Annotated in this window: 17 protein-coding genes; 10 read left to right on the forward strand and 7 right to left on the reverse strand. The window is 74.3% G+C overall.

All coding sequences use genetic code 11. The annotated features are described in order from the left end of the window. Positions 1-74 precede the first annotated feature (74 nt). Positions 75-929, forward strand: coding sequence for a formate dehydrogenase accessory sulfurtransferase FdhD (gene fdhD / locus ABZ783_RS03750; protein ID WP_357434379.1), 855 nt, complete (start codon positions 75-77; stop codon positions 927-929). 55 nt (positions 930-984) lie between these two features. Here fdhD and ABZ783_RS03755 read toward each other — a convergent pair whose 3' ends face one another. Beyond that, positions 985-2,037: a DUF4192 domain-containing protein gene (locus tag ABZ783_RS03755; protein WP_357434380.1), complete on the reverse strand. Its 1,053-nt coding sequence runs from the start codon at positions 2,035-2,037 to the stop codon at positions 985-987. Between the two features lie 163 nt (positions 2,038-2,200). On the opposite strand from ABZ783_RS03755, the gene ABZ783_RS03760 reads away from it, so the two are divergent. From ABZ783_RS03760 to ABZ783_RS03780, 5 genes are all read left to right on the forward strand, one after another. Beyond that, positions 2,201-3,115 carry a fructosamine kinase family protein gene (locus ABZ783_RS03760; RefSeq protein WP_357434381.1) on the forward strand — a complete coding sequence of 305 codons (915 nt, stop codon included), beginning with the start codon at positions 2,201-2,203 and terminating at the stop codon, positions 3,113-3,115. Next, positions 3,112-4,125 carry a GTP 3',8-cyclase MoaA gene (gene moaA / locus ABZ783_RS03765; protein ID WP_357434382.1) on the forward strand — a complete coding sequence of 338 codons (1,014 nt, stop codon included), beginning with the start codon at positions 3,112-3,114 and terminating at the stop codon, positions 4,123-4,125. The genes ABZ783_RS03760 and moaA overlap by 4 nt, the downstream gene beginning before the upstream one ends. Positions 4,126-4,128: 3 nt before the next feature. Further along, positions 4,129-4,374, forward strand: a complete 246-nt coding sequence (locus ABZ783_RS03770; RefSeq protein ID WP_357434383.1) for a MoaD/ThiS family protein — start codon at positions 4,129-4,131, stop codon at positions 4,372-4,374. 19 nt (positions 4,375-4,393) lie between these two features. Continuing rightward, positions 4,394-5,782, forward strand: a complete 1,389-nt coding sequence (locus ABZ783_RS03775; RefSeq protein WP_357434761.1) for a metallophosphoesterase — start codon at positions 4,394-4,396, stop codon at positions 5,780-5,782. Positions 5,783-5,876: 94 nt separating this feature from the next. Further along, entirely contained in the window at positions 5,877-9,068 is a 3,192-nt protein-coding gene (locus tag ABZ783_RS03780; protein WP_357434384.1) for a UvrD-helicase domain-containing protein, read from the forward strand. A gap of 17 nt (positions 9,069-9,085) precedes the next feature. Here ABZ783_RS03780 and ABZ783_RS03785 read toward each other — a convergent pair whose 3' ends face one another. Then, positions 9,086-10,081: an EamA family transporter gene (locus ABZ783_RS03785; protein WP_357434385.1), complete on the reverse strand. Its 996-nt coding sequence runs from the start codon at positions 10,079-10,081 to the stop codon at positions 9,086-9,088. Positions 10,082-10,168: 87 nt separating this feature from the next. On the opposite strand from ABZ783_RS03785, the gene ABZ783_RS03790 reads away from it, so the two are divergent. Together ABZ783_RS03790 and ABZ783_RS03795 are read left to right on the forward strand one after the other, a co-directional pair. After that, positions 10,169-10,951, forward strand: a complete 783-nt coding sequence (locus ABZ783_RS03790; RefSeq protein WP_357434386.1) for a flagellar basal body protein FliL — start codon at positions 10,169-10,171, stop codon at positions 10,949-10,951. A gap of 236 nt (positions 10,952-11,187) precedes the next feature. Beyond that, the gene (locus ABZ783_RS03795) at positions 11,188-12,423 is read left to right on the forward strand and encodes an ATP-binding protein (protein WP_357434387.1); all 1,236 of its coding nucleotides are present in this window, start codon (positions 11,188-11,190) and stop codon (positions 12,421-12,423) included. A 9-nt stretch (positions 12,424-12,432) separates the two neighbouring features. On the opposite strand, the gene ABZ783_RS03800 is transcribed toward ABZ783_RS03795, so the two are convergent. Further along, entirely contained in the window at positions 12,433-12,978 is a 546-nt protein-coding gene (locus tag ABZ783_RS03800; RefSeq protein WP_357434388.1) for an N-acetyltransferase, read from the reverse strand. A gap of 145 nt (positions 12,979-13,123) precedes the next feature. Between ABZ783_RS03800 and ABZ783_RS03805 the strand changes: the two genes are divergently transcribed. Together ABZ783_RS03805 and ABZ783_RS03810 are read left to right on the forward strand one after the other, a co-directional pair. Then, on the forward strand, positions 13,124-13,669 hold the full coding sequence (locus ABZ783_RS03805; RefSeq protein WP_357434389.1) for a DoxX family protein: 546 nt from the start codon (positions 13,124-13,126) through the stop codon (positions 13,667-13,669). Positions 13,670-13,873: 204 nt separating this feature from the next. Then, positions 13,874-15,310 carry a glycosyltransferase 87 family protein gene (locus tag ABZ783_RS03810; protein WP_357434390.1) on the forward strand — a complete coding sequence of 479 codons (1,437 nt, stop codon included), beginning with the start codon at positions 13,874-13,876 and terminating at the stop codon, positions 15,308-15,310. 39 nt (positions 15,311-15,349) lie between these two features. Here ABZ783_RS03810 and ABZ783_RS03815 read toward each other — a convergent pair whose 3' ends face one another. The 4 genes from ABZ783_RS03815 to moaC all read right to left on the reverse strand — a co-directional run bounded on the left by ABZ783_RS03815 (position 15,350) and on the right by moaC (position 18,137). Then, on the reverse strand, positions 15,350-15,781 hold the full coding sequence (locus ABZ783_RS03815; protein ID WP_357434391.1) for a molybdenum cofactor biosynthesis protein MoaE: 432 nt from the start codon (positions 15,779-15,781) through the stop codon (positions 15,350-15,352). A gap of 106 nt (positions 15,782-15,887) precedes the next feature. Then, the gene (locus tag ABZ783_RS03820) at positions 15,888-17,147 is read right to left on the reverse strand and encodes a molybdopterin molybdotransferase MoeA (protein ID WP_357434392.1); all 1,260 of its coding nucleotides are present in this window, start codon (positions 17,145-17,147) and stop codon (positions 15,888-15,890) included. Between the two features lie 31 nt (positions 17,148-17,178). Continuing rightward, positions 17,179-17,649 (reverse strand): MogA/MoaB family molybdenum cofactor biosynthesis protein, encoded by a 471-nt coding sequence (locus ABZ783_RS03825; RefSeq protein WP_357434393.1) that lies wholly within the window; start codon positions 17,647-17,649, stop codon positions 17,179-17,181. After that, on the reverse strand, positions 17,646-18,137 hold the full coding sequence (gene moaC / locus ABZ783_RS03830; RefSeq protein ID WP_357434394.1) for a cyclic pyranopterin monophosphate synthase MoaC: 492 nt from the start codon (positions 18,135-18,137) through the stop codon (positions 17,646-17,648). The genes ABZ783_RS03825 and moaC overlap by 4 nt, the downstream gene beginning before the upstream one ends. Positions 18,138-18,357: the final 220 nt, after the last annotated feature.

Here is an 18,357-nt window from a genome sequence, read left to right on the forward strand (position 1 = left end):
TCCGGCAGGACCCCACGCGGCGCCGGGGCGGCATCGCCGTGCGGGTGACGGACCGCGCGCGGCAGGATGGCGGGATGGGACGGGCGACTGACCGGCGCGGCGTGCTCCGGATCGATCTCGACGCGGCGGCCGACGGGCGCGCCCGGGTACGGCGACCGGACACCCTGGCGGTGGAGGAGCCGCTGGAGATCCGAGTCGGCCCGGCGGGCCCCGGCCGGCGGAAGCCGCTCGCGGTGACCATGCGTACCCCCGGGGACGACCTGGACCTGGCGATCGGCTTTCTGCTCACCGAGGGCCTGATCCGGTCCGCCGACGACGTGCACACCGCCCAGCTCTGCGCCGGGGCGGAGACACCGAACACGTACAACGTGGTCGACGTGGTGCTGGCGCCCGGCGTGCCCGAGCCCACCACCGACCCGTCCCGCAACTTCTACACGACCAGCTCGTGCGGGGTGTGCGGCAAGGCGAGCATCGACGCCGTCCGCACCCGGTCGCTGTTCGCGGTGCGGGACGACCCGCTCCGCGTGCCCGCCGAGTTGCTGGCCGCCCTGCCGGACCGGCTCCGCGCGGCACAGCGCGCCTTCAACCAAACCGGTGGGCTGCACGCGGCCGGTCTCTTCACCGCCGCCGGCGAGCTGGTGGTGCTGCGCGAGGACGTCGGCCGGCACAACGCGGTGGACAAGGTGGTCGGCTGGGCGGTCCGGGAACACCGGCTGCCGCTGGCCGGGCACGTGCTGCTGGTCTCCGGCCGGGCCAGCTTCGAGCTGACGCAGAAGGCGTGGATGGCCGGAGTGCCCGTCCTGGCGGCGGTCTCCGCGCCCAGCACCCTCGCCGTCGAGTTGGCCGAGGAGGCCGGCATGACGGTGGTCGGCTTCCTGCGCGGCCGGACGATGAACGTCTACGCGGGCGCAGCGCGGATCAGCGAATAGTGGGAAACGCCAGGGGAGCCTGCGTGAGTTGACGCGACCTCCCTGAGCGCCAACGTCAGATGCGCCGGCGCGGAATGCGGCGGCGGGGCCGGCGGCGCACCACCCCCGGGAAACCGACCGCCGGCCAGCCGTCCAGCTCCGACGGCGGCATCCCGCGGCGGAGCATGTCGTCTAGGAGCAGGGCGAGGGAGTAGTCGGGGCGGGTGGCGAGCACGCGTTCCAGGGCCACCGCCGCCAGGGCACCGTGCCCCGCCCGCCAGGCCGCGAAGGCGAGCAGGCTGCCGGGGGCGGCGATCAGCTCCGGCTCGGCCCGGCGCAGCACGTCGGTCCAGAGGCTGATGTCGGCGTCCCGGCCGTCGGTCCGTTCCCAGGCGTGGTCGCGTACCGGGAGTTGGGTGAGGAGCACGGCCAGCCAGGCCACCTGGTCGTCGCCCAGCCGCTCGCCGCGCCGGTGCACGCGGAACGCGTCGCGCACCGCCGCGACGCCCGCGGAGCGTACGGAGCGGCCACCGGCCAGCGCGGTCTCGGCCGCCTCCTCGGTCAGCTCAGCCAGGCGTCGGCGCGCCCGGACGGTGGCCCGGCGCATGGCCACCCGGACCGGCCCGTCGAGCGCGGCCACCTGTGCGGTCAGCGCGGCCCGGTCGGGCAGGGCCACCTGACCGGCGAAGACGGCCGCCGCGCTGACCTCGCTGGCCCCCGGGTCGTACGGGGTGCCGTCGGGCGGGCAGCACTCGGGCTCGGTGCACAGGTAGGACCACCAGCGCCCGTCGGTCACCCGCAGGGCGTCGAGGACGAGCAGACCGGCGTCGTCCAGCGCCTCGCCCACCGCGTCGACCGCGCCGGTCACCCGGGTGGCCGGGCCGTACCCGATCACGGTGGCGGCCTCGCTGCCCTGCCGGGCGATGACCTGGGCGAGATGGCGGGCGGCCGGCCCCGGGTCGGATCCCGGTTCGGGCAGGTCGCCCCGGGCGGCGAAGACCACCCGCCGGCCGCGTAGCGCCACCACCACCAGGCTGTCGGCGGGGTGGAAGCCGAGCAGGTACGGCACGGCGGCGATCAGGTCGGCGGGCGAGCGGACGGCGAGCCGGGGGCGCGGGGTGGGAGTCATGCCGGGAGCGTGCGGCGGTTGGATGCCGGCGCGACAGGCCCTGTGGACGACACGCGGGTTATCCACAGATACGGAGAGTATCGATGCAGGTGAGCGCCGAACGACAGGCGTCCGAACCGCTCACCGCCCCACGAGGACCGTCCGGACCGGCTACCTTGCGCTCATGGACCTGGCGTACCTGCGGGCACACCCGGAGCACCTGCCGACCTTCCTGACCCACCAGCGGATCCGGGAGACGCCGGTCTCCGGCGGGGACATCTGCGCCGCGTCCCGGCTCACCCTCGACGACGGGCACTCGATCTTCGCCAAGACCTGGCCGGAGCAGGCGGCCCGCCCGGTGCCGGAGGGCTTCTTCGCCACCGAAGCGGCCGGCCTCCGCTGGCTGCGCGCTTCGGGCACGGTGGCCGTACCCGAGGTGGTGGTGGCGCTGCCGGAGCTGCTGGCGCTCGACTGGGTCGAGCCCGCCGAGCCGACGCCGGAGGCGGCCGAGCGGTTCGGCCGCGAGCTGGCCGGGCTGCACCGGGCCGGAGCGCCCGCCTTCGGCGCCGAGTGGCCCGGATTCATCGGCGCGCTGCCGCAGGACAACACCCCCGACCCCGGCCCCTGGTCGGCGTGGTTCGCCCGCCGCCGGTTGATGCCGTACCTGAAGATGTCGGTCGACGACGGCGCGCTCAGCGGCGCGGACGCCAGCCTGGTCGAGGAGCTGATCGGCCGGATCGGCGAGTTCGGCGGGGACGAGCCGCCGGCCCGGATCCACGGCGACCTCTGGCCCGGCAACCTGCTCTGGGGGGCGGACGACCGGGTCTGGCTGGTCGACCCGGCGGCGCACGGCGGCCACCGGGAGACCGACCTGGCGCAGCTGGCGCTCTTCGGCGGCCCGTCGCACCTCGACCGGATGATGGCGGCCTACCGGGAGGCATGGCCGCTGGCCGACGGCTGGCGGGAGCGGGTGCCGTTGCACCAGCTCCACCTGCTGCTCGTGCACACCGCCCTGTTCGGCGCGGCGTACCGGGATGCTGTGGTCTCCGCCGCCCACAGTGCGCTGGGGGGCGCCGGACGCGCTACGGTCGACAGGTGACCGCCGCCCCGACGACCGACGGAGTCCTCGTCGACCGGTACGGTCGGGTCGCCCGGGACCTGCGGGTATCGCTGACCGACAAGTGCAACCTGCGCTGCACCTACTGCATGCCGGCCGAGGGCCTGCCCTGGCTCTCCGGGCCGCAGCTGCTCACCGACGACGAGATCATCCGGCTGATCCGCGTCGCGGTGCACCGGCTCGGGGTCACCGAGGTGCGTTTCACCGGCGGCGAGCCGCTGATCCGGCCCGGCCTGGTCGGCATCGTGTCAGCGGTGGCCGCGCTGCGGCCCCGGCCCCGGATCTCCCTGACCACCAACGGCATCGGCCTGGCCCGCCTCGCGCCCGCCCTGCGCGCCGCGGGTCTCGACCGGGTGAATGTCTCGCTCGACACGGTGGACCGGACCCGGTTCGCCGAGCTGACCCGGCGGGACCGGCTCGGTGACGTGCTGGCCGGGCTGGCCGGCGCGGCGGCCGCCGGGCTGACCCCGGTGAAGGTCAATGCGGTGCTGATGCGCGGGGTCAACGACGACGAGGCCCCCGCGCTGCTCCGGTTCGCCCTGGCACACGGCTACGAGCTGCGGTTCATCGAGCAGATGCCGCTGGACGCGCAGCACGGCTGGGACCGCAGCCGAATGGTCACCGCCGACCAGATCCTGGCCGACCTGCGCGCCGAGTTCGACCTGAGCACCGATCCGGCCGACCGGGGCGCATCCCCGGCCGAGACCTGGCTGGTGGACGGCGGACCGGCCCGGGTCGGGGTGATCGCCAGTGTGACCCGACCCTTCTGCGGCGACTGCGACCGGACCCGGCTCACCGCCGACGGCCAGGTCCGCGCCTGCCTCTTCGCCACCGAGGAGTCCGACCTGCGCGGCGCGCTGCGCGCCGGGGTGGACGACGCCGAGCTGGCCCGCCGCTGGCGGACCGCGATGTGGGGCAAGCGGGCCGGGCACGGCATCGACGATCCGACCTTCCTGCAACCCGCCCGTCCCATGTCGGCGATCGGAGGCTGACCGGTGGAGCTGACCGTCCGCTACTTCGCCGGCGCGCGTGCCGCCGCCGGCCGCGCCGAGGAGACCGTCTCCGCCGGCCGGTCCCTCGACGAGCTGGTGGACGAGCTGGCCGAGCGACACGGCGAAGGGCTGAGCACCGTGCTGAAAGCGGCCAGCTTCCTGGTCGACGGCTTGGCCTGCCATGATCGTCGGGCACCGCTGCCGGCCGGGGCGACGGTCGACGTACTGCCCCCGTTCGCGGGCGGCTGAGGAGGCTCGCGTGTTGGCGATGGCAACGTTCCTCGGCTTCGCCGTGCTCGTCACCGCCCTGATCCACCTCTACCTGTGGAAGCGGCTGATCCGCGACACCACTCGGCCCGGGCGCTGGCGGCGCGTCGGCGGGATATCGCTGCTGCTGCTGGCGCTGCTGGTGCCGGCCACCATGATCGCGACCCGCGGCGGGGTGCACTGGCTGGCCTGGCCGGGCTACCTCTGGCTGGCCCTGATGTTCTACCTGCTGGTCCTGCTGCTGGTGCTGGAAGTGCCGCTCGCGGTGGCGAAGCTGGCGCTGCGGCACCGGGCGCGGGTCGGCCTGCCGGCGTCCGAGCCCGCGCTGGTCGGGGCCGGTGGACCGGGCGCCGGACCGCTCGACATCGCGGCCGCCCAGGCGGACATGCCCTCGACCAGCCTCGCCCGGGCCTCGTCCGTCGGCCTCGCCGAGCCGCCAACCGTCCAGCCGCCAACCGTCCAGCCGCCGGCCGACCAGCCCGCCGAGTCGGCGGCCGGTTCCGCGAATCCGCCCCCGGCCGGCACCGCCGCGGCGCCGGCCCCCGACCATGACCCGTCCCGCCGGTTGCTGCTCACCCGGGGCGCCGCGATCTTCGCGGGGCTCACCGCCGCCGGTCTCACCGGGTACGGCGTCCGCACGGCGATGGGACCGCCGCAGCTGGACCGGGTGCGGATCCCGCTGGCCAAGCTCCCCCGCAGCATGGACGGGCTGCGGATCGCCACCGTCTCCGACATCCACCTGGGGCCGCTGCGCGGACGGTCGCACACCGAGCGGATCGTCGCGATGATCAACCGGCTCGACGCCGATCTGGTGGCGGTGGTCGGTGACCTCGTTGACGGCTCGGTCGCCGAGCTGGGCGCGGCGGCGGAACCGTTGCGTGACCTGCGGTCCCGATACGGCAGCTTCTTCGTCACCGGCAACCACGAGTACTACTCCGGCGTCGAGGAATGGATCCAGGAGGTGGACCGGCTCGGCCTGCGGGTCCTCCAGAACGCGCGCCAGGAGATCCGGGCCCGAGGTGGCGTACTCGACCTGGCCGGGGTGAACGACGTCACCGCCGCCGGCACCGGGCTGGCCGCCCCCGCCGACTACGCCGCCGCCCTCGGCGACCGGGACCCGAGCCGCCCGGTGGTGCTGCTGGCCCACCAGCCGGTGGCCGCGTACGAGGCGGCGAAGTACGGCGTGGACCTCCAGCTCTCCGGGCACACCCACGGCGGGCAGATGGTTCCGTTCAACCTGCTGGTGGGGCTTCAGCAGCCGGTGGTCTCCGGCCTCGGCGAGGTGGACGGGACCAAGGTCTATGTGACCAATGGCGCCGGTTTCTGGGGCCCGCCGGTGCGGGTCGGCGCACCGCCACAGGTGACCCTCGTCGAACTCCGCACTCAATAGCCCGAATCGGCTGCCGGGTCCAGCACCGGATTGCTCACGTCACGCGTACGCGTGGCGGCGGGCGGGCCGGGGACGGCTCGTGGCAGGATGCGGCGTGCCTCCGTTCAGCGCCGTACCCCCCGGTGGCCTCCCGCCGTTCGTCGCGGATCTGCACATCCACTCGAAGTACTCGCGCGCGTGCAGCCGGGACCTGACCCTGCCGAACCTCGGATGGTGGGCCCGGCGCAAGGGCATCGGCGTCCTCGGCACCGGTGACTTCACCCATCCCGCCTGGTACGACCACCTCCGCGAGACGCTGCACCCGGCCGAGCCCGGCCTGTTCCGGCTCAGCCCGGATGCGGAGCGGGACATCGCCCGGCGGCTGCCACCCCGGCTGGCCAGCACGGCGGAGGCGGACCCGGTCCGGTTCCTGCTCAGCGTGGAGATCTCCACGATCTACAAGCGGGACGACCGGACCCGGAAGGTGCACCACCTTATCTACCTGCCGGACCTGGACGCGGTGGCCCGGTTCAACGCCGCGCTGGGGCGGATCGGCAACCTGGGGTCGGACGGCCGGCCGATCCTCGGCCTGGACTCCCGGGACCTGCTGGAGATCACGCTGGAGGCCAGCCCGGACGGCTACCTGGTGCCGGCGCACATCTGGACGCCGTGGTTCTCCGCGCTCGGCTCGAAGTCCGGCTTCGACGCGATCGCCGACTGCTACGCCGACCTGGCCGAGCACGTCTTCGCCGTGGAGACCGGCCTCTCCTCCGACCCGGAGATGAACTGGCGGGTCGGCAGCCTGGACCGCTACCAGCTCGTGTCCAACTCGGACGCGCACTCGCCGCCCGCGCTGGCCCGCGAGGCCACCGTCTTCAGCTCGGCCCGCGACTACTTCGCGATCCGCGAGGCGTTGCGCACCGGGGACGGGCTCGCCGGCACCATCGAGTTCTTCCCGGAGGAGGGCAAGTACCACGCCGACGGGCACCGACTCTGCGGGGTGAACTGGGCGCCCGAGCGGACCCGGGAGGCCGACGGCCGGTGCCCGGAGTGCGGCAAGCCGCTGACGGTGGGCGTACTCAGCCGGGTCGAGGAGCTGGCCGACCGGCCCGAGGGGCACCGGCCGGCACACGCCCGCGAGGTGACCCACCTGGTGCCGCTGGGCGAGATCCTCGGCGAGATCAACAAGGTGGGTGCCCGGTCGAAGAAGGTCGAGGGGAAGCTCAACGAGCTGATCGCCGCGCTCGGCCCGGAGCTGGAGATCCTGACCGGCACCCCGCTGGACGAGATCGGCCGGGTCGGCGGCGAACTGCTCGCCGAGGGCATCGCCCGGCTCCGCCGCGGCGAGGTACGCCGGGTCCCGGGCTACGACGGCGAGTACGGGGTGATCACCTTGTTCGACCCGGCCGAGCTGGGTGTCGGTGCCGCGCCGAACGCGCAGGACGCCCTCTTCGACGTACCCGTGCCCGCGCCGCGGAAGCCCGCGGAGCCGGCACCGAAGCCGAAGGCGAAGCGCCCGGCGACGGCCAAGCCGGAGCCGAAGCGGAAGCCCGTCGCGCCACCGCCGCCACCGATCGCGCCGGTGCCCTCTCCGCACGAGCCGTTCGAGCCGATGCTCGCCGGCATGGAGGAGGTCGGCACCGGCCTGCTGGACCGGCTCGACGCGATGCAGCGGGTGGCGGCCTCCGCACCGGGTGGCCCGCTGCTCATCGTGGCCGGTCCGGGCACCGGCAAGACCCGGACGCTGACCCACCGGATCGCGTACCTCTGCGCGGAGCTGAACGTCTTCCCGGAGCAGTGCCTGGCGATCACCTTCACCCGCCGGGCGGCCGAGGAGCTGCGGCACCGCCTGGACGGGCTGCTCGGCCCGGTCGCCGAGGACATCACGGTCGGCACCTTCCACTCGCTGGGGCTGACCATCCTGCGGGAGAACGCCGCAGCCGCCGGGCTGCCGGCGGATTTCCGCATCGCCGACGACGCGGACCGCGCGGCGGTCCGGACCGAGGCCGGTGACGACGACGACCGGTACACCTCGCTGCTGCGCAAGCGGGACCTGGTCGACCTGGACGAGCTGCTCACCCTGCCGGTGGCGCTGCTGACGGCGGACCGGAAGCTGGTCCGCGAGTACCGCGAGCGCTGGAAGTGGATCTTCGTCGACGAGTACCAGGACGTCGACGCCGTCCAGTACGAACTGCTGCGGCTGCTCAGCCCCGCCGACGGCAACCTCTGCGCGATCGGCGACCCCGACCAGGCGATCTACTCGTTCCGGGGCGCGGACGTCGGCTACTTCCTGCGCTTCTCCCAGGACTTCACCGACGCCCGGCTGGTCCGGCTGAACCGCAACTACCGCTCCTCTGCGCCGATCCTGGCCGCCGCGGTGCAGGCCATCGCGCCGTCGTCGCTGGTCCGTGGCCGCCGGCTCGACCCGGCCCGGCTCGACCCGGAAGCCCCGCTGGTCGGTCGCTACGCCGCGGCCTCCGTCGCGGACGAGGCCGATTTCGTGGTACGCACCGTCGACGAGCTGGTCGGCGGCCTGTCCCACCGCTCGCTCGACTCGGGCCGGATCGACGGCCGGTCCACCTCGCTGTCGTTTTCCGACATCGCCGTGCTCTACCGCACCGACTCGCAGGCCGCACCGATCGTGGACGCCCTGGCCCGGGCCAACATCCCGGTGCAGAAGCGCTCGCACGACCGGCTCCGCGACCGGCCCGGGGTGACGGCGATCGCCCGCGAGCTGCGGCACGCCGGGCTGGACGGCTCGTTGGCCGCCCGCGTCCGGCTGGCCGGGCAGATCCTGGCGGAACGCTTCGCCGTGCCGACGCTCGACGGCGCCGGCTCGGTACGCCCCGAGGACGTCCGCACCGCGGTGGACCTGCTCACCCCGCTGGCCCGGCGCTGCGGCGACGACCTCGGGGTCTTCCTCTCCCAGCTCGCCACCGGGGCCGAGGTGGACGCCCTGGACCCGCGCGCCGAGGCGGTCACCCTGCTCACCCTGCACGCGGCCAAGGGCCTGGAGTTTCCGGTGGTCTTCCTGGTCGGCGCGGAGGACGGGCTGCTGCCGCTGCGCTGGCCGGGGTCGGAGCCGGGCGACGACGCGATCGCCGAGGAGCGCCGGCTCTTCTTCGTCGGGCTCACCCGGGCGCAGGACCGGCTGTACGTGAGTCACGCCGCCCGGCGGATCCGGCACGGGTCGGAGCGCGAGTGCCGCCCGTCACCGTTCCTCGACGTGATCGACCCGGGGCTCTTCGAACGGTTCGGCGAGGCCGAGCCCCGCCGCCCCAAGGACCGCCAGCTCCGCCTGATCTGAAGTGAGCGGGGCCCTGCTCAACGGCGGACGGCCTCCCGGGCTGCCCGGTCGACCGACCGGCTGGGACGCTCGGTGCTCACCACCACGGCCACCCCGGCGACGATCACCGCCCCACCGAGCAGCACCTGGGTGGTGACCGGTTCGGCGGCGAACAGCGCGCCGAGCGCCACCGCGACCACCGGGTTCACGTACGCGTAGGTGGCGACGAGGGAGATCGGGGCGTGGTGCAGCAGCCAGACGTACGCGGTGAAGGCGACCAACGAGCCGGCCACCATCAGGTACAACAGCGCCGCCCAGGAGCGGCCGGTCACCTGGGCCGGGGAGAAATCGCGCAGCTCGCCCCGGACGGTGGCGAGCACGGTGAGCGCCGCCGCGCCGGCGACCATCTCGTAGACGGTGGCCACGAACGGGTCGGCGGGCATCCGGATGCGTCCGGAGAGATAGGAGCCGACGGACCAGCAGGTGGCCCCGACGACCACGGTGAGCGCGCCGACCACGGGTACGCTGCCCGGCCCACCGGTGGGAAGCACGAGCAGGACGAGCCCGACGAAGCCGAGGGCCACCCCGGCGAAGGTCCACAGCCGGGGCCGGTCGCCGCCGAGCGTACGCAGCAGCACGACCAGCAGCGGGACGGTGGCCACCAGCAGCGCGGCGATGCCGGAGGGCAGCGCCACGCCGGCCGGGCCGGACTCGGCGAGGACCACGAGCCCGTTGCCGCCGGCGAGCAGGAGCACGCCGACCAGGGCGGCGGACCCGAGCTGCCGACGATCGACGCGGAGCGCCCCCCGCCCGCGGCGGAGCCGGAGCACCAGGGCGAGCACTCCGGCGGCGGCGGCGAACCGCATCGCCGCGGAGGCGAGCGGCGGCAGCGACTCGACCGCGACCCGGATGCCCAGGTAGGTCGAGCCCCAGAGCACGTAGACGAGGACCAGTGCGGTCCAGACGAACGCGGGACGGGCGGTGGTGGGGGCGTGGTCGACGGTCGACGTCGCAGCTGTGGGGCGTGAGCTCATCGGTGGACCAGGCTACGGTGACCAGGGCACGGTGTCCCCGGTTGGTGGCCGGCCTCTCACCCACTGGCGTACCCAGGAGGACGTCCCATGTCGAACTTCGGACCACCGGGCGACGGCTCCCCTGGCCCCTGGGACGGACGGCGACCCGAGGACGAGTACGGCCCGCCGGCCGACCCTCGCTACGACCCGGGGTACGCCCGGCAGCCGCGCGGGTGGGGCGAGCCGCCCGCCCAGCGGCACGAGCCGACCGTCGGCTGGGACACCGGGCAGCCGGCCCACCAGGGGTACCCGCCGGCCGCGCCCGGCTACGCCGAGCCGCCGTACGCCGAGCAACCGCCCTACGCCGGCCAGCCGCCCCACGCCGGCCAGCCACCCTACGCCGAGCCGGCGCGGTACGCCGAGTCGACGCCGCCGAAGCGCGGCCGGGGCCGGCTGGTCGCGGGGCTGGCCGGGCTGGCGGTGCTGCTGCTCGGCGGCGCGGGGGCGTACTGGGTCCTCGGCCGGGACGAGCCGGCCCGGGTGAGCGGCTCCGGCGCGCCGGCCTCCGCGGTGGCCGACCCGACCGCGGGGGCGAGCACGCCCCCCGATCCGGCGACCACCACCCCGGCTCCGGCGACCTCGACCGACTCGCGCTTCGTCAAGGCGGGTCAGTGCGTCCGCAACGAGGGCTCGGACGGGCAGCAGCCGAAGCTGGCGATCAGCGAATGCGGCGCGAAGACCTACCAGGTGTTGCGCCGCTTCGACGGTCCGACCAGCGGCCAGAAGGACGCCGAGGCGAAGTGCGCCAAGGTCGAGGGCTACACCGACTGGTACTTTTTCGACAGCGAGTTGGACACCCTCGACTTCGTGCTCTGCCTCAAGCGCCGCTGACCTGCGCCGCTGACCTGCGCCGCTGACCTGCGCCGCTGACCTGCGCCGCTGACCTGCGCCGCTGACCCTGCGCTGCTGACCTGCGACGCGCCGGCACGGCCGACGGTAACCAAAACTAGGGCTGTCTAGCGTGGATGCTAGACAGCCCTAGTTTTCTGTCGAGGAGCCCGACACGCCGGTAGCCCCATCTACGGATATCTAGCCTCCCAGCTAGACGGCCCGATACTCTGCGATTCGTGGATCCGGTCCGCAACCCGTACGCCCCCGGTGCCGGCCAGCGCCCGCCCGAACTCGCCGGCCGGGGACGCGAGCTGGACGTCTTCGACGTGGTGCTGGAACGGATCGCCCGGGGCCGCCCGGAACGCAGCCTGATGCTCACCGGACTGCGCGGGGTGGGCAAGACCGTCCTGCTGAACACCCTCCGCTCGCAGGCGATCAGCCACCTCTGGGGCACTGGCAAGATCGAGGCCCGGCCCGACCAGTCGCTGCGCCGGCCGATCGCCGCCGCGCTGCACATGGCGGTCCGCGAGCTGGCACCCCGGCACCGCGCCCCGGACCGGATCGACGCCTTCCTCGGCGTGCTCAAGGCGTTCGCCCAGCGCACCGCGCCCACCGGACGCGGCGGGGCCGCGCCGAAGCTGCGCGACCGCTGGCAACCGGGCATCGACGTGCCGGCCAGCAGCGGCCGGGCCGACTCCGGGGACATCGAGATCGACCTGGTCGAGCTGCTCACCGACGCCGCGGCGGTCGCCACCGACGTGGGCACCGGCGTCGCGATCTTCATCGACGAGATGCAGGACCTCGGCGCGGAGGACGTCTCCGCGCTCTGCGCCGCCTGCCACGAGCTGTCCCAGCTCGGCGCGCCGCTGATCGTCGTCGGCGCCGGGCTGCCGCACCTACCGGCCGTGCTCAGCGCCGCGAAGTCGTACTCCGAGCGGCTCTTCCGCTACCAGCGGATCGACCGGCTGGACCGGATCGCCGCCGATCAGGCGCTCTGCGCGCCGGCCGAGCGGGAGGAGGTCGAGTACGAGCCGAAGGCCCTCGACCTGCTCTACGAGAAGTCCGGCGGATACCCCTACTTCGTCCAGGCGTACGGGAAGGCCACCTGGGACCACGCGCCCCGCTCGCCGATCACCGCCGCCGACGTCCGGGTCGCCGCACCCGAGGCGGAGGCCGAGCTGGCCGTCGGCTTCTTCGGATCCCGGTTCGAGCGGGCCACCCCGGCCGAACGCGAGTACATGCGGGCGATGGCGACGCTCTCCCTGGTGGCAGGGGAGGAGAACGGCCGGGACGACATGGACGCGGCGGTACCCACCGCGGAGATCGCCCGGGCGCTGGGCCGCAAGCCGGCCAGCCTCTCACCCGCCCGGGACGCCCTGATCAAGAAGGGGCTGATCTACTCCGGCGAGCGCGGCACGGTCGCCTTCACCGTCCCGCACTTCGGCCGGTACCTGCGCACCCAGCCGGCCTGACCGCCCGGCTCACACCTTGGCCCAGGGCGGCGGGAAGAGCACCTCACCACCCGGCGGTGGGGCCTCGTCCGTGGTGGACGGGGGCAGCACCAACGCCTGCCACGGCTCCCCGAGCCCCGACCAGGGGCTGGTCAGTCCCTGCCGGTCCGCCCGGCTGAACCCGAAGCGACGGTAGAACGCCGGGTCGCCGAGCACCACCACCAGCCGCTCACCCAGCTCGGTCGCGGCGTCCAGGGCCGCCTGCACCACCGCCGTGCCGTGCCCGATCCGCTGCCGGTACGGCGCGACCGCCACCGGCCCGAGCGCCAGGGCCGGGTACGCCGCATCGTCGCTGCACACCCGCACCCGGGTCAGCAGCGCGTAACCGACGACCTCACCGCCGTGCTCGGCGACCATGGCCAGCTCCGGGATCCAGGCGTCGCTGTGCCGGAGGTCGTCGACCAGCCCCACCTCGGGCGGGGTGGCCACGTCGGGGCGGGCGAAGGCGGTCGCCAGCACCCGGGCGACCGGTGCCTCGTCCGCCGGATCCTCGGGTCGGAGTCGCAGGGTCGTCACCCGCGCGACCTTACCGTCCGAACCCGGTCCATCAGCGACGGTCGCTGAAATCAGCCCGGCGACCGGCCGGCCGGACGTCCATGTCGGCCGATCTCGTTCGAGTGTTGCCGGGGTGGTGACCGGCCCGACGGGGTATGACTGGTTTATGAAGCCCGTGCGCTCCCTCGCCCGAGTCATGTTGAGCGGCATCTTCGTGGTCAGCGGCGCCCGTAACCTGCAGAACCCGGGACGGCTGGTCACGGCCGCCAAGCCGGTCACCGACCGGGTCGCCCCGCTGATCCAGAACCTGCACCCACGGATCCCGACCGACACCGAGACACTGGTCCGCGCGAACGCGGCCACCCAGCTCGTCGGCGGGCTGATGCTGGCGACCGGCAAGTTCACCCGGCCGGCCGCGCTCGTCCTCGCCGGGACCCTGGTGCCGACCACCTTCGCCGGCCATCCCTTCTGGAGCAACGACGACCCGATGGCGCGGAACAACAACCAGGTCCACTTCCTGAAGAACCTCGGTCTCTTCGGCGGCCTGCTCCTCGCCGCCGCAGACACCGGGGGCAAGCCCGGACTGCGCTGGCGGGCCGGTCACCGGATCGACCACTCGCGCCGCTCGGTGCAGCGCGCGGTCCGGACCGCCCGCCGAGAGGCGAAGATCGCCGTACGCTCGGCCGCCTCCGCCCGCCGAATACCTGGTTGACCTGCATCGATACGGCCTCCACCCCCCGCAAGGCCACTAATCACCTGAACCATCCGAGACCCGTTAACGCGATGGAAATGTCAAAAACACGTGTGGGATCGGACACGGTCGCATAACGCGGGAGGCAGCAACGTGAGGCGCCGTTCTAGGCTCCGTGCGGGACCTGGACGGGAAGTAGGATTTTGGTACGGGGGTGGCACCGCCATGCCGACGACCGTCGGTAGACGGATGGACCGCCTCGCTCCAGTCCAGCGCGGCACCCGTCGGATCGATCGCAGGACAGTCGTACGCAGCAGCGTCGTGGCCGCCGTGGCCTACGCGGCGTGGCTCGCCATCGGCGCGTTCGGGCGGCCGTACAACTTCTTCGACATGCGGATCTACCACGGTGCCGTGGTGTGGTGGGCCAGCGGCAACGGGCTCTACGACTTCATCGCCCCCTCGACGACCCTCGGGTTCACCTACCCGCCCTTCGCCGGCCTGGTCATGCTGCCGATGTCCTGGCTGCCGGTCGCGGCGGCCGGCTCGCTCAACGCGCTGGCCAGCATCGCCGCGCTCGCCGTCGTACTGGCCGCGCTGCTACGCCCGATCGTCGACCGACTGGGCTGGTCGCTCTGGTTCACCGTCGGCATCGCCACGCCGCTGGCCGTCGCCATCGAGCCGTCCCGGGAGACCCTCGGATACGGCCAGGTCAACCTGCTGCTGTTCGCGCTGGTCATGGCGGACCTGGTCGGCCTGCGCTGGCGGGCGAAGCGGGGCACCCACCACGACACCGCCGACTCTGCACTGGCCCGGTACGTCTACAGCGGGGCCTGGGCCGGCGTCGGCATCGGACTGGCCACCGCGGTCAAGCTGACCCCGGCGCTGTTCATCGCGTACTTGATGATCACGCGGCAGTGGCGCGCGGCGATGACCGCGATCGGCACCGCCATCGGCGTGACCCTCGCGACGTTCGCCGTGGTCGGGCCGGAGTCGCGGACCTACTTCGGCACCGTGCTCTGGCAGACCGAGCGGGTCGGCGCGGCGGACATGACCGCCAACCAGTCGCTGGCCGGGCTGCTGGCCCGGCTCTACGACTCGATCGAGACACCCGGACTGCTCTGGCTGGCGTTCTCGGTGCTGATGCTGGCGCTGGGGCTGTCCCGGGCGGCCAGCGCCCGCGCCGACGGCGACGAGTTGACCGCGTTCACCCTGGTCGGGCTGACCGCCAACGTCATCAGCCCGATCTCCTGGTCGCACCATCTGGTCTGGGTGATCCCGGCGATCATCGTGCTGGCCGACGCCGCGGTACGCCGCCACGAGGCGAGCCGCGGTCTGTCGGTACGGATCAGCGGGATGCCACCCACCGGCGGGGTGCCCGCGCTGCGCCCACCGATCTGGTATCCGGCGCTCACCGGGCTGCGGCACGGGCTCGGCGCGCTCGCCCTCTACCTGCTCTTCCTGGTCTCGCCCATCTGGCCGTACGAGCACCAACTCCCCGAGGTGTCCCACTACCAGGACGGACTGTTCGGCGCGCTGATGGAGAACTCGCTGGCGATCGCCCTGATCGTGCTCGTCGCGGCACTGCCCTGGCGGCCCGGCGCGGAGCCCGCGTTCTACCACGACCGGCTGGCCCGCGCCGCCCAGCTCGCCGGCCGGCGCTGACCGTCCCACCCGGCCGCGTTCCCCGCCCCCGTGCGCCGGTCAGGGGCAGTTCACCCACTCCTCGGTGCCGTCGGCGAACACCTGCCGCTTCCAGATCGGCAGCCGCGCCTTCACCTCGTCCACCAGCCGGGCGCAGGCCGCGAAGGCCGCCGCCCGGTGGGCCGTGCTGACCGCCGCGACCAGGGCCGCGTCGCCGATCTCCAGCCGGCCGATCCGGTGCGACACGGCCACCGCGTACACGTCCGGATCGGCGGCGATCTCGGCGGCCACCTCGCGCAGCACCGCCTCGGCGGTGGGGTGCCCCTCGTACTCGAGCAGGGTGACCGGCCGGCCGTGGTCGTGGTCGCGGACCACGCCCTGGAACGACACCACCGCGCCGGCCCGCCGGTCGGCCACCGCCGCCTCGTGCGCGGCCAGGTCGAGCGGCTGGTCGGTCACCACGCCGGTGGTGAGACCCACGACCGGGCTCACTGTTCCTCCCTCGTTCGCGACTGCGGGGCTCGCAACCCCGGCTCAAACGCGCATTCCGGCTCGGCCGCGTCCCACGCGAGCCGCCCCGGAACGCGCATCCTCGCGCTCACCATGACCGCTCCCCGGGGGTCAACGGCAGCGGTACGAGCGGCACCCGGTCGCCGGCCTCGCCGCTGGTGCCCGGGCGGATCACCGCGAAGCCGTCCGCCCCGGCCAGCCCGCGCAGCATCGCCGAGCCGACGTGGCGCAGCGGGCGGGCGGTGCCGGCCGCCCGGTCCCAGCGAACCAGGGCCAGGTGGGTGTAGTCGCCCCGGCCGTGGATCGGCTCGGCGAGGGTGACCTGCGGCAGCACCGGCATCGGCCGACCCTGCAGGCCGGCGAGCAGCGGGGCGACCAGCGAGACCAGCGCGACCACGGCCGACTGCGGGTTGCCCGGCAAGCCCGCCACGAACCGGACCCGCCCGTCGTCGCCCACCAACCGGGCCAGCAGCATCGGGAACCCCGGGCGCACCGCCACCGTGTTGACCACGTAGTCCGCGCCGAGCTCCGCCAGCGCCGGGTGCAGGTGGTCGACCGGACCGTGCATGGTCCCGCCGGTGGTACAGACCAGGTCGGCGTCGGCCAGCGCGCCGCGCAGCGCCGCCACGTGGGCGGGGAGGGTGTCGGCCACCGGGCCGACCACGTCGGCCGCCCGCACCTGGCAGCCGTACCGGCGCAGCCAGGCGGGCACCGCCGGGCCGAGGGCGTCGCGGACCCGGCCGGCGCCCGGCGGGCCGGTGGTCAGCAGTTCGTCGCCGAACACCAGCAGCGCCGCCCCCGGCGGGCGGCGGACCCGCAGCGTGTCGTGACCGCAGGAGGCGGCAAGCCCGATCAGCGCCGGGTCGACCGGGGTGCCGGCGGGCAGCAGCTCCTCCCCGGCGTACGCCTCCTCGCCCGGCTCCCGCCACTCGGGGGCCGGACGCGGCGTGCCGGCCACCCGACCGTCCGCCGTCCGGGTCGACTCCTCGATCCGCAGAATCGCGGCGGCCCCCGCCGGGACCATCGCGCCGGTGGCGATCTCGACGGTGGTGCCGTCGGTGGCCAGCGGGGGCGGGGTGTGCCCGGCGAGCACCCGGCCGACCACATGCCACGGCCCGTCCCCCCGCACCGCCCAGCCATCCACGCTGGAGGTGGGGAACGCCGGCAGGTCGGTACGGGTGGTCAGCGGCTCGGCGAGGGTGTGGCCGTCGGCGTCGGCGAGTGGCCGGTCGACCGCGGGGAGCGCGGCGGCGAGGCCCACCTCGTACACCCGGGAGCGGGCCTCCTCCCACCCGGCTGGCGGCGGCGCAGCGACCTGGGCCGCCGTAGCTGCGGTTTCCGTGCTCATTCGGCGAGCCTATCGCCGGCCGGGTGCCTCGTCAGTGGTCGCCGTTGCTCAGTTGGTCGACGGCGTGCCGGAGAATCGGGCCGAGCACGGCCAGCCCGTCCTTCGCCCCACCCCGGGAGCCGGGCAGGTTGATCACCAGCATCCGGCCCGCCACGCCGGCCAGCCCCCGGGAGAGGGCCGCGGTGGGCACGGTGTCGCGGCTGTAGGCCCGGATGGCCTCGGCGATCCCGGGAACCTCGTAGTCGAGCAGGGCCCGGGTCACCTCGGGAGTCCGGTCGGTCGAGGTGATGCCGGTGCCGCCACTGGTCAACACCACGTCGATGCCCTCGTCGCGGGCGGCCCGCAGCGCGGTCCCCACCGGCTCGCCGTCCGGCACCACCACCGGCTCGTCGACCTCGCAGCCCAGCTCGCGCAGGCCGGCGACGAGCAGCGGGCCGCTGGTGTCCGCATATACCCCGGCGGCGGCCCGGTTGGAGGCGACGATCACCCGGGCCCGGATCACGGCCGGTCCTCCGGTCGGACCCACTCGCCGGTCTTGCCGCCCTCCTTGCGCAGGACGCGTACCGCGTCCACGGAGGCCGCCGGGTCGACGGCCTTGACCATGTCGACCAGGGCGAGCCCGGCGACCGCCACCGCGGTGAGCGCCTCCATCTCCACGCCCGTCCGGTCGGCGGTCTTCGCGGTCGCGATGATCTCGACGGTGTCGGTGGTGAGCCGCAGGTCGACGGTGACGCTGTGCAGGGCGATCGGATGACAGAGCGGGATCAGGTCGGGGGTCCGCTTCGCCCCCATGATCCCGGCCAGCCGGCCCACCGCCAGCGCGTCGCCCTTGGGCAGGCCGTCCCGGCGCAGCAGCTCCACCACCTCGGACGTGGTGCGGAGCCGGCCGGCGGCGACCGCGAGCCGGCCGGAGACCGGCTTGGCGGAGACGTCGACCATCCGGGCCGCGCCGGCCGGATCGACGTGGGTGAGCTGCGCGGGATCGGTCACGGCCGCGAGCCTATCCTCCGAGTACGACCAGCTGGCGGAACCGTCGGTGGGGAGGAGCGCCGTGCCGAGCGTGCCGATCGCGCCGCACCGCGCTCCTCCCTCAGCCACCCACCGTCCAGTCGCTGGGGGGAACCTGACGGCGGGCGTCCCGTCGACCGGGTCCGCCGCTGGCTGGACCACCCCCGTTCGGTCGACACGCGGAGGACGGTAGCGGGCGCCG

This window comes from Micromonospora sp. NPDC047738, assembly GCF_040642675.1.
GTDB lineage: Bacteria > Actinomycetota > Actinomycetes > Mycobacteriales > Micromonosporaceae > Micromonospora.

Excerpts from the sequence above, each read along its gene's own strand:
- fdhD (WP_357434379.1), top strand. The coding sequence starts at position 75 with ATGGGACGGGCGACTGACCGGCGCGGCGTGCTCCGGATCGATCTCGAC.
- ABZ783_RS03810 (WP_357434390.1), top strand. The coding sequence starts at position 13,874 with ATGCCGACGACCGTCGGTAGACGGATGGACCGCCTCGCTCCAGTCCAG.
- ABZ783_RS03775 (WP_357434761.1), top strand. The coding sequence starts at position 4,394 with ATGGCAACGTTCCTCGGCTTCGCCGTGCTCGTCACCGCCCTGATCCAC.
- ABZ783_RS03805 (WP_357434389.1), top strand. The coding sequence starts at position 13,124 with ATGAAGCCCGTGCGCTCCCTCGCCCGAGTCATGTTGAGCGGCATCTTC.
- ABZ783_RS03820 (WP_357434392.1), bottom strand. The coding sequence starts at position 17,147 with ATGAGCACGGAAACCGCAGCTACGGCGGCCCAGGTCGCTGCGCCGCCG.
- ABZ783_RS03760 (WP_357434381.1), top strand. The coding sequence starts at position 2,201 with ATGGACCTGGCGTACCTGCGGGCACACCCGGAGCACCTGCCGACCTTC.
- ABZ783_RS03755 (WP_357434380.1), bottom strand. The coding sequence starts at position 2,037 with ATGACTCCCACCCCGCGCCCCCGGCTCGCCGTCCGCTCGCCCGCCGAC.
- ABZ783_RS03790 (WP_357434386.1), top strand. The coding sequence starts at position 10,169 with ATGTCGAACTTCGGACCACCGGGCGACGGCTCCCCTGGCCCCTGGGAC.
- ABZ783_RS03785 (WP_357434385.1), bottom strand. The coding sequence starts at position 10,081 with ATGAGCTCACGCCCCACAGCTGCGACGTCGACCGTCGACCACGCCCCC.